Origin of the sequence: Streptomyces durmitorensis (genome assembly GCF_023498005.1) — a bacterium.
Taxonomy (GTDB): Bacteria; Actinomycetota; Actinomycetes; order Streptomycetales; family Streptomycetaceae; genus Streptomyces; species Streptomyces durmitorensis.
Window position 1 is genome coordinate 7919227 of record NZ_CP097289.1, and the last position, 12262, is coordinate 7931488.

General features: G+C 70.8%; 14 protein-coding genes. 7 read left to right on the forward strand and 7 right to left on the reverse strand.

Annotated elements, in window-relative coordinates:
• Nucleotides 1-24: 24 nt before the first annotated feature.
• On the forward strand, nt 25-1236 hold the full coding sequence (locus M4V62_RS35465; protein WP_249591266.1) for an FAD-dependent monooxygenase: 1212 nt from the start codon (nt 25-27) through the stop codon (nt 1234-1236).
• A 63-nt stretch (nt 1237-1299) separates the two neighbouring features.
• Complete coding sequence (locus M4V62_RS35470; RefSeq protein WP_249591267.1) at nt 1300-2205, forward strand: Gfo/Idh/MocA family protein; 906 nt, start codon at nt 1300-1302, stop codon at nt 2203-2205.
• Here the strand turns inward: M4V62_RS35470 and lnt are convergent.
• Nucleotides 2129-3802, reverse strand: coding sequence for an apolipoprotein N-acyltransferase (gene lnt / locus M4V62_RS35475; protein WP_249591268.1), 1674 nt, complete (start codon nt 3800-3802; stop codon nt 2129-2131). The two genes, M4V62_RS35470 and lnt, sit on opposite strands and share 77 nt — an antisense overlap.
• Nucleotides 3803-3891: 89 nt before the next feature.
• The gene (locus M4V62_RS35480) at nt 3892-4401 is read right to left on the reverse strand and encodes a nuclear transport factor 2 family protein (protein WP_249591269.1); all 510 of its coding nucleotides are present in this window, start codon (nt 4399-4401) and stop codon (nt 3892-3894) included.
• A 338-nt stretch (nt 4402-4739) separates the two neighbouring features.
• Between M4V62_RS35480 and M4V62_RS35485 the strand changes: the two genes are divergently transcribed.
• On the forward strand, nt 4740-5351 hold the full coding sequence (locus M4V62_RS35485) for an HAD family hydrolase (protein WP_249591270.1): 612 nt from the start codon (nt 4740-4742) through the stop codon (nt 5349-5351).
• 81 nt (nt 5352-5432) lie between these two features.
• Here the strand turns inward: M4V62_RS35485 and M4V62_RS35490 are convergent, their stop codons facing one another.
• A complete protein-coding gene (locus tag M4V62_RS35490) occupies nt 5433-5564 on the reverse strand; it encodes a hypothetical protein (RefSeq protein ID WP_425575231.1) in 132 nt (43 codons plus the stop codon).
• Between the two features lie 297 nt (nt 5565-5861).
• On the opposite strand from M4V62_RS35490, the gene M4V62_RS35495 reads away from it, so the two are divergent.
• Complete coding sequence (locus tag M4V62_RS35495; RefSeq protein ID WP_249591272.1) at nt 5862-6632, forward strand: mechanosensitive ion channel family protein; 771 nt, start codon at nt 5862-5864, stop codon at nt 6630-6632.
• A gap of 76 nt (nt 6633-6708) precedes the next feature.
• On the opposite strand, the gene M4V62_RS35500 is transcribed toward M4V62_RS35495, so the two are convergent.
• Nucleotides 6709-7023, reverse strand: a complete 315-nt coding sequence (locus tag M4V62_RS35500; protein WP_249591273.1) for a DUF6401 family natural product biosynthesis protein — start codon at nt 7021-7023, stop codon at nt 6709-6711.
• A 110-nt stretch (nt 7024-7133) separates the two neighbouring features.
• On the opposite strand from M4V62_RS35500, the gene M4V62_RS43640 reads away from it, so the two are divergent.
• Nucleotides 7134-7259, forward strand: coding sequence for a hypothetical protein (locus M4V62_RS43640; protein ID WP_283779125.1), 126 nt, complete (start codon nt 7134-7136; stop codon nt 7257-7259).
• A gap of 113 nt (nt 7260-7372) precedes the next feature.
• On the opposite strand, the gene merB is transcribed toward M4V62_RS43640, so the two are convergent.
• Nucleotides 7373-7903: an organomercurial lyase gene (gene merB, locus M4V62_RS35505; protein WP_249591274.1), complete on the reverse strand. Its 531-nt coding sequence runs from the start codon at nt 7901-7903 to the stop codon at nt 7373-7375.
• Nucleotides 7904-8249: 346 nt separating this feature from the next.
• Between merB and M4V62_RS35510 the strand changes: the two genes are divergently transcribed.
• On the forward strand, nt 8250-8612 hold the full coding sequence (locus tag M4V62_RS35510; RefSeq protein ID WP_249591275.1) for a hypothetical protein: 363 nt from the start codon (nt 8250-8252) through the stop codon (nt 8610-8612).
• A gap of 211 nt (nt 8613-8823) precedes the next feature.
• Entirely contained in the window at nt 8824-9213 is a 390-nt protein-coding gene (locus M4V62_RS35515) for a PASTA domain-containing protein (protein ID WP_249591276.1), read from the forward strand.
• A gap of 67 nt (nt 9214-9280) precedes the next feature.
• Here M4V62_RS35515 and M4V62_RS35520 read toward each other — a convergent pair whose 3' ends face one another.
• Both M4V62_RS35520 and M4V62_RS35525 read right to left on the reverse strand, forming a co-directional pair.
• Nucleotides 9281-10156 carry an undecaprenyl-diphosphate phosphatase gene (locus M4V62_RS35520; RefSeq protein WP_249591277.1) on the reverse strand — a complete coding sequence of 292 codons (876 nt, stop codon included), beginning with the start codon at nt 10154-10156 and terminating at the stop codon, nt 9281-9283.
• 184 nt (nt 10157-10340) lie between these two features.
• Entirely contained in the window at nt 10341-11942 is a 1602-nt protein-coding gene (locus tag M4V62_RS35525; RefSeq protein WP_249591278.1) for an ABC transporter substrate-binding protein, read from the reverse strand.
• Nucleotides 11943-12262 lie beyond the last annotated feature (320 nt).

A 12262-nucleotide genomic window follows, 5' to 3' on the forward strand; every position in this document is an offset into this window, starting at 1 on the left:
GCACGAGCCCAGGAGGAGTCAGCCATGGCACAGCCAGACCGCAGGCCCTACGCCGTCGTCATCGGCGGCGGCATCGGTGGACTCACCTCCGCCATCGCCCTGCACCTCTCCGGCTGGCGGGTCACCGTCCTGGAGCGGGCCGCCACCCTGGAGCCCGTCGGCTCCGGCATCGGGCTCGCCCCCAACTCCCAGCGCGCCCTTGACGTCCTGGGCCTCGGCGACCGGGTCCGCGCGCTCGCCGCCTGGGAGGGCGGCGGCGGGATGCGCGCGCAGAACGGGCGCTGGCTCGTGCGGATCAGCGGCGCGGCGACCGCGGCGGAGTTCGGCGGCGACCTCGTCCTCGTGCACCGCGCGACCCTCGTCGACCTGCTCGTCTCCGCACTGCCCGCCGACGCCCTGCGCACCGGAGTGCGGGCCGAGCTCGCCGATCCCGGAGCCGCCGACCGCAGGGCCGTCGTCCGTACCGACGACGGGGACATCGAGGCGGACCTCGTCGTCGGCGCCGACGGCATCAACTCGGCCGTGCGCTCGGCCCTGTTCCCGGCGCACCCGCAGCCGACGTACGCCGGATTCACGGCCTGGCGTCTCGTCGTTCCCGCACCCGACCGCCCCTTCGAGCCGCACGAGACCTGGGGGCGCGGCGGCGTCTGGGGCACCCATCCGCTCAAGGACGGCCGGATCTACGCGTACGCCACCGCCACCGTCCCCGAAGGCGGCCACAGCCCCGACGGCGAGAAGGCCGAGCTGGTGCGCCGCTTCTCCGCCTGGCACGACCCGATCCCCGCGATCATCGCCGCGGCACGCCCCGACGACATCCTGCGCAATGACGTGCGCCACATGAGCACGCCTCTCGCGCACTACCACCGGGGCCGGACCGCCCTCATCGGTGACGCCGCGCACGCCATGGCGCCCACCCTGGCGCAGGGCGGCAACCAGGCCATCGAGGACGCCGTCGTCCTGGCCCACCACGCGGCCCCGGGCGGCGACCTGACCGCGGGGCTCGCCGGTTACAGCGCGGCGCGGGTGCCGCGTACCACCGCGATCGTCCGGCAGGCGGCGCGCGCAGCCCGCATGAACCACCTGACGAGCGCCCCGCTCATCGCCGTACGCAACGAACTCATCGCCGCGGCGGCGCGCCTCGGTCCGAACCTCATCCTGCGGAGCTTCGCCTCGATCGCCGACTGGCGCCCGCCGCAGCAGCCGTATGCTGCGGGAACAGAACTCGCACAGCGCTAGAGCGCAGCAGTGAGACATGAGCGCAGCAGCAAGACATGCTGGTAGAGGAGACAGGGGACAGTGGTGAAGGTCGGCTGTATCGGACTTGGTGACATCGCGCAGAAGGCGTACCTGCCTGTGCTCACCACCCTGCCGGGAGTCGAGCTGCACCTGCAGACGCGCACGCCCGCGACCCTCGCCCGCGTCGCGGGAGTCCACCACATCCCCGAGGAGCGCTGCCACACCGACCTGGACGCGCTGCTCGCCCAGGGTATCGACGCCGCCTTCGTGCACGCATCGACCGCCGCCCACCCGCAGATCGTGACGCGGCTGCTCGAAGCGGGGGTGGCCACATATGTCGACAAGCCCCTCGCGTACGAACTCGCCGACTCCGAGCGGCTCGTGCGCCTGGCCGACGAGCGCTCGGTCAGCCTCGCCGTCGGCTTCAACCGCCGCTTCGCACCCGGCTACGCGCAGTGCGTCGAGCACCCGCGCGAGCTGATCCTCATGCAGAAGAACCGCGTCGGGCTGCCCGAGGACGTGCGCACGCTCGTCCTGGACGACTTCATCCACGTCGTGGACACGCTGCGCTTCCTCGCCCCCGGGCCCATCGACCACGTCGGCGTGCGCGCCCGTATCCAGGACGGGCTCATGGAGCACGTCGTGCTGCAGCTCGCGGGGGACGGGTTCACCGCGATCGGCGTGATGAACCGCTTGAGCGGTTCCACCGAGGAGATCCTCGAGGTGTCGGGACAGGACACCAAGCGGCAGGTACTCAACCTCGCCGACGTCATCGACCACAAGGGCCAGCCCAGTGTGCGGCGGCGCGGCGACTGGGTGTCCGTGGCCCGCCAGCGCGGCATCGAGCAGGTCGTCCTCGCCTTCCTCGACGCCGTCCGCGCGGGCAAGGTGCTCAGTGCCCGTGATGCGCTGGCGACCCATGAGCTGTGCGAGCGCGTGGTCCGTGCGGCTCAGGAGCAGGCCGCCTGAACCGCCCCTTCGCGGGTCCCCGCAGCGCACGCGCTCCCTGTGCCACGCAGAGCACCGCCAGCACGGCGAGGGCCGCGTGCACGGGCCAGTCGCCCAGCCTGACGTACGGCGTGACGCCCTTGGCCAGCGGAATGTCGTACGTCGCCGTGGCGCTCGCCGAGGTGCCGAGCGGGGCTCCGACCCGCTCGCCGTCCGGGCCGTACACCGCGGAGACGCCGGTGAGCGTGGCGTGCACCATGGGGCGGCCGGTCTCCGCGGCCCGCAGCGCGGCGAGCGAGGCGTGCTGCTCGGGCGCCCAGCTCGACTGGAACGTCGAGGTGGACGACTGCGCGAGCAGCAACTGGGCTCCCTCGCGCGTCAGATGACGGCTCATGTCGGGGAACGCCGACTCGAAGCACACCAGTGGGCCGACCTTCAGGCCGTTCCCCACGTCCATCACGACGGGGCGCTCGCCGCGCATGCGGTCCTCGCCCGCCGCCTTGCCCACGGACGTCGCCCAGCCGAGGAGCTCGCGTGCGGGGACGTACTCGCCGAAGGGGACGAGCCGCATCTTGTCGTAGCGGTCGCCGGTGGGGCCCTGGGGGCCCACGAGGACGGAGCTCTTGAAGATGCCCGGCTCGTCGGAGCGGCGCGCGTCCACGTTCACCAGGATGTCGGCGCCGACCTCCCGGGACAGCGCGGCTATGCGTCGCGCGACGTCGGGGCGCTCCGCGAGGTCGTAACCGACGCTGCTCTCGCCCCAGACGACGAGGTCGAGGTCGCGGCCCGCCAGGCCGCGCGTCAGCTCCTCCTCGCGCGCGAGCCGCTTGTCGGCGCCGCCGACCCCGTCGATGACGCCGGGCTGGACGACGGCCACGCGCATCCCGCCCGCGGCCTCGGGGCGCGGCGCCCACGCCCAGGCCGAGGTGGTCACGGCGGCCACGGCCACGAGTCCCGCGGTGGCGGGGATGGCACGGGCGGCCGTACGTGACGTCCCCGACGGGCGTGCGGCCCGGGCCACGACCAGCGCCGCGACGGCGGTGTTCAGGGCGACGATCAGGGCGCTGACCAGCCACACCCCGCCGACCGACGCGAGGCGCAGGGCGGGCCCCACCTGCCACTGGCTGGAGCCGAGCAGGCCCCAGGGCCCGCCCAACCCCTCCCAGGAACGGACCAGTTCGACCATCAGCCAGCCGGACGGCAGGACGACCAGCGCGGCCGCGGTCCGACCGGCCGACGGCATCCCGCCCAGCAGACGCCGCACCAGCCAGCCCCACGGCGCCCACAACAGTCCGAGCAGCGCGGCGATGACGAGGGTGAACACATGCAGGCTCGGCAGCAGCCAGTGATGCACCGCCACCATGAACCCGAGGCCGCCGAGCCAGCCGTCGAGCGCGGCCCTGCGCCCAGTCTGTGCCGAGCGCGCGAGCAGGATCCAGGGCACCAGCGCTACGTAGGCGAACCACCACAGCGACGGGGCGGGGAAGGCGAGGGCGGGCAGGGCGCCGGCGAGGACGGCGAGGACGCCGCGCCAGCGGGCCGAGGCGAGCAGCCCCGCCGCCGAGGCGGTCGAAAGGCGTGGCCACCGCCGGTCCAGGTCGTCGCCGATTCGCTCCATGCAGCGCCTCCCTCTGCCCCGACGCCCGGTCGTTCCTCCAGTGTGCGCGCCCCGGACGATCTAGGACAGTGCGCCTACCGTGCCGTTTCTCAGCCGGCCGTATGGTCCCGGGCCCGCTGCTGTACCTGGCGCCACTTCTCCTGCACGGTCACCTGACGCAGCCGCCAGCCTTGGGGCGTACGCAGTGCCGTGAAGGCGTAGCGGCCGCCGCAGATGAAGTCGGGGGCCGAGGACTCCGTGCCTGCGGCGCCATCGCTGCCGCCCTCGGGCGTCGTGAAGCGCATCGGGTTCACGTAGTCGGCCTGGACCTGCGCGATGTCGTCGATGTCCTGGTCGAGCGTCCCGAACCGCAGCCTCCTGTTGACGATCAGATGCTGGCGCATCGGGAAGAGCTCCATCGTCCCGGCCAGCCATCCGGCCACCTCCGCGGCGCTCGCGTCGATGCCGCCCGCCGAGCTGTAGTCGGCGCGTCCGTCCGGGGTGAAGAGCCGCTGGTAGGCGTCCCAGTCGCCGTCGTCGACGGTCACTGCGTACTCGGTGATGAGGGAGTCGATGGCCAATCGGTCCATCACGGCGGCCAGTTCCACGCGCTGCGTCATCGGGTCAGTGTTGGGCACGGGGGGTGCCGAGCCAAGAGGCGTGCAGGAACGTACGGGAAAGGGCGCGGAATCGGGGCGCGTATGGTGTGGCCGGATCTGGTCGTGTTCCGGTGAACTGTCTTACTATGCCCGGCAGTTGAGAGTACGCAGGAGCAGGAACACTCCGATCTGGAGGCCCGGTGAAGAACGAGATGCGCATCGCGGCGTACAAACGCCAGGGCAATCGCAGTGAACTGACGGGGCGGCAGAAGCGCCGCATCGCGAAGAAGGAGCGCCAGGGCAAGGGCTGACGCGTCGGCCGTTGACGGCGCAGGTGCGGCTCGGCGAAGGTACGGCTCATGAGCCCGCACTCCCGCGGTGTACTGATCGATGTCGGCGGTGTGCTCGTCCGCGACTACCTTCCCGCCGCCTCGGCCGCCTGGGGCAGGCGTCTTGGTCTGTCGGCCGCCGCCTTCATGGCCGCGCTGTACGAGGGGGACGAGTCCGGGGTCCTCATCGGCCGCGTCAGCGCGGACGCGTGGTGGGAGACCGTCCGGGAGCGGCTGCGCACGGGGCCGGACGTGATCGCGGAGCTGCGCCGGGACCTGGCGTCCAGGGAAACCTGGGACGAGGCGCTCGTGGCGGGCCTGCGCGGCCTGCGGGCGCGGGGCGTACCGACGGCCGTCGTCAGCAACACCTGGCCCGGCCTGCGCACCCGCATGTCGCAGGGCGGGCTTCTGGACGTCGCCGACCACCTCGTGCTGTCCTGCGAGGCGGGCTGCGCCAAACCGGACCGGCGGATCTACGAGATCGCGCTGCGGCTGCTGGGCGTCGAGCCCGCGGACGCGCTGTTCATCGACGACACCCCCGCCAATGGCGCGGCCGCGCGGGCGCTGGGGATGGACGGTCACGTGCACACCGGAACGGCGCAAACCCTCGCGCGCGTCGAGGAGTTCACGGCTCGGCGGTGACCAGTCGGCAGGCGCTCGGCGAGGAGGATCGCGAGCGCCCTCCAGGGCGTCGGGGCGTCAACTAGGGCGCAGGGGCGTCAACTAGGCCGCCTCCACGACCTCTTCGCGCACAGCGGTCGCCCACGCCGTCACCAACTGTTCGTACTCGCGGCGCTGTTCGGGCGAGAGGCGGCCACCGGCACGCATCCACAGGCCGCGGATTCGCTCGTTCAATTCCGCGGCAGACCGTGCGGAACCACGGGACTGGGGGTTTAAGGGCATGCGTCAAGCCTAGGGGATAGCTACGACAATCGGAACTCTCAGCTACTGGGCAGATCCTCCAAGTGAGCATCCGCACATCCGTCGCGGCGTCACCCGCCCTTCACCCGGACGGCCCATCACCGCACCGTGCCCGGCCGTGGCCCCTGATATCCAGGGGGCAGGGACGCGCCGGAAGCCGCGCGCCGTGGGGGATCCGACGCCCTGGGACGCCGCCGTGGCGACCGGGGCCCACCGAGTGGAGGACCACTCATGTCCCAGTACATCAGTCTCTCCGTGGACTTCACGCAAGGCCTCAACGACGCCTGGTCGAAGGTCGCTCAATTCGTGCCGAAGCTGATCGGCTTCCTGGTCGTCCTGGCCATCGGCTGGTTCGTGTCGAAGATGATCGCCAGGGTCCTCGACCGGGTCCTGCGCAAGGTCGGCTCCGAGAAACTCGCCGAACGGGCGGGCGCCTCCCGCATGTTGGCGAACTCCAAGTACGACATGACGGGGATCGTCTGCAAGGTCGTGTACTACGCCCTGCTCCTGATCACCCTGCAGCTCGGCTTCGGTGTCTTCGGCACCAACCCGGTCTCCACGATGCTCGACGGCATCGTCTCCTGGATTCCGCGCGCCGTCGTCGCCATCGTCCTGATGGTCGTCGCCATGGCGGTGGCCAACGTCGTACGGGACATCGTCACCAGCGCCCTGTCCTCGATGTCGTACGGGAAGACCGTCGGCACGATCGTCTGGGCCTGCATCGTCGCGCTCGGCGTGATCGCGGCCCTCGGCCAGGCGGGCATCGCCACGACGGTCACCCAGCCCGTGCTGTACGCGGCCCTCGCGGCCGGCGCCGGCATCCTGATCGTCGGTGTGGGCGGCGGGCTCATCGGCCCGATGCGCCAGCGCTGGGAGCGCTGGCTGAACACGGCGGAGCAGGAGACGGCCAAGGCCCGTGGCAGCGTCAGTGCCTACCAGGCGGGCCGGCAGGACGCGATGACCAACCAGCCGGTGCAGGAGCGCGAACGCAACGACATGTGAACGCCCGCTTTCCCTGACGGGGCCCGTCAGGACCCTGAGGATCGGGGCCCATCAGGACCCTGAGGATCGGGGCCCGTCAGGACCCTGAGGACTCCGGCACCAGGTCGTGCCGCCTCACCAGCCAGGAGATGGCGGTGAGGCGGCACACCGCGTAGTCGTGGCCCACCGGCTCCCGCCACCCGTTCTCGGAGAGCGCGTCGAGGAACCCCAGGGCGTAGTCGGCGAGGATCTCCGGGTCCGGCGCCGGCGGTACGAGGTCGGCCCCACGCATCTCGAGCCGCTCGCGCAGCTCCGCGACGTGCTGGTCCACGGCGGCCGTGAAACCGGGCTCGAAGGCGAACTCGGCGAAGCGCGGGGCGTACGAGGCGCTGATGCGGGCGAGGGGCGACATCCCTTCACCGTAGGGCGGGCAAACCCTCCTGAAGAGGGTCTTTCGGCATGCCTTTGGTCACAGCGCCCCGGCCGCGGTGGGGCGCTGTGCCTCTTCGGTAAACTCCCCGCATGATCATCCCGTTCCTCGTCGGTGTCACCGTCCTGGCCACCGTCGCCGCCGTGGCCATCTGGGTGGGCCTGGAGTTCTGCAAGGCGTGCCGCGAACGAAGGAACGCGGAGCCCGGCCGGGTCTAGGGGAGCTAGAAGAGCTCGGCGAGGTCCTTGGAGATGGTCCATGCCTGGCCCGCGGGCCCTGCGGCGATTTCCGGGTCGGCCTTGGCCGCTGCCTCGGCGCCTGCCCGGTCCGCTTACAGGTTGACGCGGTCACAGAAGCGGACCCGTACCGACCCGCCCGTGCCCGGGGCGAGGGTGAACCAGGCGTCCGGGTGGGAGGAGTCCTCGATACCGTCCGGCGTCGCCGTGAACGTGATCTTCTCCCCGGTGGCCGGACAGGTGGTCGTGACCGGTGAGCGGTCCCCGAAGATGATCGGGAACATCAGGGCATCCGCCACGCACCACTGATGGAACAGTGTCCCGTCGATCTCGGCGGTGTGCCGGGAATTGCTGATCAGCGACAGGCCTGCGCCGACGATGTTGCCGCGGCCGTCCATCTCCAGGTCGTACTTGCGGTCCCGGAAGAACCGCACCATGCCGATGCCCTTGGCGCGCTCGGCATCCGGCAGCATCGCGTCGGCGACCTCGATGGGCAGCGGCCCGTGATCCTTCAGATGCAGGACGATCTTGGCCCCTTCGCGGAGCAACTCCTGCCCCTCGACGGCACGCCACTTCGCGAACAGCGCCTCGACAAGGCCCGGCATCGTGGCGTTCTCGACGGGCATGGTCATTCCTCCTGCTGCCTGAGGGCTTCTGCCGGGCTTCACCCCCAGGGTGTGGCAGGCCGCTGCTTCCGGCATGCCGAGATCAGCGGGCGCTCCTTGGACCTCCGACGCAGTGAGCACGTCCACTACCGCACCCGTTGGATGATTCACCACCGGCTACCGCCCTGGTTTACCCACTGACGCGTGGGGTGGAGGAGAAGGTCAAACGACCGCGTGACGCGGTACGAACGGCTCCGTCTGTAGCTTCCTGTCTTGACCGCAACACCCGTGACGAGACAGGGGGAACACCATGCGAAAGGCCAAGATCGGAGCGTTAGCGGCATCTGCCTTGCTTCTGGGAAGCGGCATGACGGCCGCAGCAGGGCAGGCAGCGGCCTCGGACACACCCGTCAGCACCGCGCGAGCCTGCACGGTGAACGCGCCGCGTTTCACCGGTTCGCCGGGCACAGGCAGCAACGACCCCGCCTTCTGGCCTGCCAGGGGCACCTACGCGACCACCACCACCAGGTGCAAGGACATCAACCTGAAGCTGGACGCGTCCCGCGAGGTGAGGACCTGCTTCAAGAAGGGTTCGGGCTGGGACTGCAACGGCTGGCGCGGGCTGGCCGCAGGCCGTTGGGGGCTGGCCGCCACCGACGTGCTCGACAACACCAAGTTCTTCGTGCAGTTCAAGGGGACGACCCGCGCCACGGGCTTGATCGACTACTGAAGAACTCAGGCACGATGAGGGGCGAGGCCGCCTGATCACAGGATGTGGCCGCACAGCTCCTCGCCGAGGCCCATCAGGAGGCCTGCCCCGGTGATCACCGGGGCAGGCCTACCACGCGGGCCTTCTTTATGTCTGAGGACAGCCACTCCCCATCCACGCTGCCTCCACATGCCGCAGGATGCCCCTCACGCACAACATCCCAGGGGGGACCATGCGCACACGCACCGCCGTCACCGCACTCGCCGCCGCCGGATTACTCGCACTCACCGGCTGCGCCGCCGAGGACACTGACCCCGGCACCACGGCGCCGGAGACGAGCCAGGCCGACGACGCGAAGAAGGACGACGCCGACACGGGCGAGGGCGCGGAAGCGGAGACGGCGACGCTCCCCGACTTGGCGGGCAAGGGCCTGCAGGCCGCCCAAGACGAGGCACAGGCCGCAGGGTTCTTCCTTCTCACGTCCTCCGACGCGACGGGCGCCGGGCGACTGCAGGCCTTCGACCGGAACTGGAAGGTCTGCTCACAGACTCCGAAGGCGGGCGAGCACCCCGTGGACACCAAGGTCGAGTTCGACACGGTGAAGGTCGACGAGAACTGCTGAACCCTCGCTGACCGGCCCGGTCTCTCCCGTGAGCCGCGATTCTGACCGGTTGCGCCAGAACCCTGTTCTACCCTGCGGACTCACCCGCATGGGGACTCAACGCACCCGCGCCCACCAGGGCGAACAGCACGATGCCGAGCAGGATGCGGTAGTACACGAACGGCATGAAGCTCTTGGTCGTAATGAACTTCATGAACCATGCGATGACGGCGTACCCGACGATGAAGGCGATGATCGTCGCGAAGATCGTGGGGCCCCAGGACACGTGTCCGCCCTCGCCCGCGTCCTTCAGTTCGAAGGCGCCGGACGCGAGGACCGCCGGGATGGCGAGCAGGAACGAGTAGCGGGCCGCGGCCTCGCGGGTGTAGCCCATGAGCAGGCCGCCGCTGATCGTGGCGCCGGAGCGGGAGACGCCGGGGATCAGGGCCATCGCCTGGCAGATGCCGAAGATCAGGCCGTCGCGGACGCCCAGTTCCTTCAGGCTCTTGCGTTCCTTGACGGCGCGGTGCTTGCCGCCCGTCTCGTCGCGGGCCGCGAGGCGGTCTGCGATGCCGAGGACGATGCCCATGACGATGAGTGTCGTGGCGATGAGCCGCAGGTCGCGGAACGGGCCCTCGATCTGGTCCTTGAACGTGACGCCGAGCACGCCGATCGGGATCGAGCCGACGATGACGAGCCAGCCCATCTGCGCGTCGTGGTCCGAGCGCGGCACCTTCCCGAGGAGGGAGCCGAACCACGCGGAGATGATCCTCGCGATGTCCTTGCGGAAGTAGATCAGCACGGCGGCCTCGGTGCCGATCTGGGTGATCGCGGTGAACGCGGCCCCCGGATCGTGCCATCCGGCGAACGCCGCGGTCAGCCGCAGATGCGCGCTGGACGAGATCGGGAGGAACTCGGTCAGTCCCTGGACGAGCCCGAGGATGAAGGATTCAAGCCAAGACATGGAAACTGCGCCGTCCAACTACGGATCATGGGCTGCGGGTGCGGTCATGTGATGGGGGATACGGGAGGTGTGAGAGCGAGGGGTGATCACTCCCTTGCCGTGGGGCAGCGTAGCGTCACTTGGTTACGAGACCGCTGGAGGGCCGTCGTCCGCGGGCGGCGTATCCCTGCGTGTCGCCTTCCGTTCAGCCCCCGTACATGCGTACTGACGACGGCGTGATGCTGCCGTGGCTCAGCTCGAAGCGCGCGCCCGCCCCGAACGTCGGCACGACGGCGTCGACGAAGGGCACGACGTCCACCGAAGTGATCAGCGCCTCCTCGGCGCGGCTCCACGTGGGGCACCCCTCGCCGCCCGGCATGCGCGAGGCCTCGTCGGCGAGCTTCGCGTACGTGTCGTTCTCGATGTGGGCGAAATTCGTGCCGTCCGGGGGCTTCGGCCCGGAGACGAAGGGCCTGAGCTGGGGCGGGAGTGCCAGGCCGAGCGGCAGGACGGCGGCGTCCCAGGACGCGTTGCCCGCGACCACCTGATTGATGCCCGTGTTGTCGACTCCCTTGATCGTCACGTCCGCCCCCACGTCCTGCCAGGCCTTCTGGACCAGCTCGGCGGCGGACGCGGCCGGCTGCCCGATCTGGCTGGGGTAGACGAGGGTCAGGGTGAGGCGCTTGCCGTTCTTGACGCGGATGTTGTCGGCGCTCTCCTTCCAACCCGCCTTGTCGAGGAGGGACTTGGCCGCGCGCACGTCGTGGGCGGGCAGGTTCCCGGACACCGCGTCGCCCTTGCAGGGCTTCGGCTCGACGGTGAGGAGCCCCCGTGACGGCTTGCCCGTCCCCGCGGTGAGCACCTTGCCGATGTCCCCCAGGTCGGCGGCCTTGGCGAGGGCGCGCCGCACCGGCTCGTCCCGCGTGGGGCGCCCCGGAGCCTGGTTGAACCACATCTCGCCCCGCGCGGACGTCGCATCGGCGTGGAACTGGCCACGGCCGAGGAGCCGTTGCTGGTCGGGCCCGCCGAGACTAGCGGCGTTCAGCTCGCCGGACAGGAGCAGGTTCGCCGCGGTGGTCTCGTTCGCGACGACGCGGATGTGGACCTTGTCCGGCAGCCCCTTCTGGTCGGCCTGCCATGTGCCGGGGCCCCAGGTGTAGTCCTCGCGCCGGGTCAGGGTGTAGTGATCGCCCGGCACTGCCTCGGTGAGGGTGAACATGCCGGTGCCGTGCTGCCCTTTCGCGAGCGAGCCGCGGTCGTCCATGCCCTTGCCGCAGACGATGGGCACCATGCCGATGTTGCGCAGCAGGAAGGCGTCGGGGATCTTGCTGGTGACGGTGATCTCACGGGTCTCGTTGTCGGCCTTCACCGTGGCGCCCGGGTTCACGTACAGGCCGGCCAGCGGCGATCTGTTCTTCGGGTCGGCCACGAACGCGATGTTCGCGGCCACGTCGCGCGCGGTCAGCGGTGCGCCGTCCGCGCAGGTGAGGCCGGGGCGCAGGGTGAAGCGGGCCGTGGTGGTGTCCGCCTCCCACTTCGCGGCGAGACCGGCCGTCACACCGCCGTCCCTGGCCACGTGGATCAGCGGGTCGTAGAGGAAGCGGTCGGCCTGGATGGCGGTCGCCATGACGGTCATCGCCGGGTCGAGCGTGCCGGGGTCGGACGGCATCGCCAGGGTGAAGCTCTTCCCGTCGGCCAGTCTGCCGCCCGAGGCCGCGGGGCCGCCCGCGTTCGGCGCACCGCCGCAACCGGTGAGGCCGAGAGCGGCGGCGCCGACGACTGCCGCGGCGATGCGCGCAGATCTCATCCGTGTCTCCCTGTGGTGGGTGGTGGGTGCTGGGTTGTGGGTGGTGGGAGGTGTGGGGTGGGGTGCGCGCGGCGGGTGTTGCCGCGGGTTCGGCGGTGCGGGCCCGGCTCGGGTCGGGGGCGCGGGTTCAGGCGGCGTAATTGGCCGTGGCGCTTGTGGTGCTTGTGGCGATGACGGCGCTGACGGTCCTCGCGGTCCTCGCGGTGCTGACGGTCCTCGCGGTGCTGACGGTCCTCGCGGTCCTCGCGGTCCTCGCGGTCCTCGCGGTGCTGACGGTCCTCGCGGTGCTGACGTTGCTCAGGGCGCCCACGGCGCCCACG

What these genes read in the sequence shown, in the direction of transcription:
- M4V62_RS35485 (WP_249591270.1), top strand. Translation starts at nt 4,740, where the DNA reads ATGAGCCCGCACTCCCGCGGTGTACTGATCGATGTCGGCGGTGTGCTC.
- M4V62_RS35480 (WP_249591269.1), bottom strand. Translation starts at nt 4,401, where the DNA reads ATGACGCAGCGCGTGGAACTGGCCGCCGTGATGGACCGATTGGCCATC.
- M4V62_RS35515 (WP_249591276.1), top strand. Translation starts at nt 8,824, where the DNA reads ATGCGCACACGCACCGCCGTCACCGCACTCGCCGCCGCCGGATTACTC.
- M4V62_RS43640 (WP_283779125.1), top strand. Translation starts at nt 7,134, where the DNA reads ATGATCATCCCGTTCCTCGTCGGTGTCACCGTCCTGGCCACCGTCGCC.
- M4V62_RS35510 (WP_249591275.1), top strand. Translation starts at nt 8,250, where the DNA reads ATGACGGCCGCAGCAGGGCAGGCAGCGGCCTCGGACACACCCGTCAGC.
- M4V62_RS35525 (WP_249591278.1), bottom strand. Translation starts at nt 11,942, where the DNA reads ATGAGATCTGCGCGCATCGCCGCGGCAGTCGTCGGCGCCGCCGCTCTC.
- M4V62_RS35520 (WP_249591277.1), bottom strand. Translation starts at nt 10,156, where the DNA reads ATGTCTTGGCTTGAATCCTTCATCCTCGGGCTCGTCCAGGGACTGACC.
- merB (WP_249591274.1), bottom strand. Translation starts at nt 7,903, where the DNA reads ATGCCCGTCGAGAACGCCACGATGCCGGGCCTTGTCGAGGCGCTGTTC.
- M4V62_RS35495 (WP_249591272.1), top strand. Translation starts at nt 5,862, where the DNA reads ATGTCCCAGTACATCAGTCTCTCCGTGGACTTCACGCAAGGCCTCAAC.
- lnt (WP_249591268.1), bottom strand. Translation starts at nt 3,802, where the DNA reads ATGGAGCGAATCGGCGACGACCTGGACCGGCGGTGGCCACGCCTTTCG.
- M4V62_RS35465 (WP_249591266.1), top strand. Translation starts at nt 25, where the DNA reads ATGGCACAGCCAGACCGCAGGCCCTACGCCGTCGTCATCGGCGGCGGC.
- M4V62_RS35500 (WP_249591273.1), bottom strand. Translation starts at nt 7,023, where the DNA reads ATGTCGCCCCTCGCCCGCATCAGCGCCTCGTACGCCCCGCGCTTCGCC.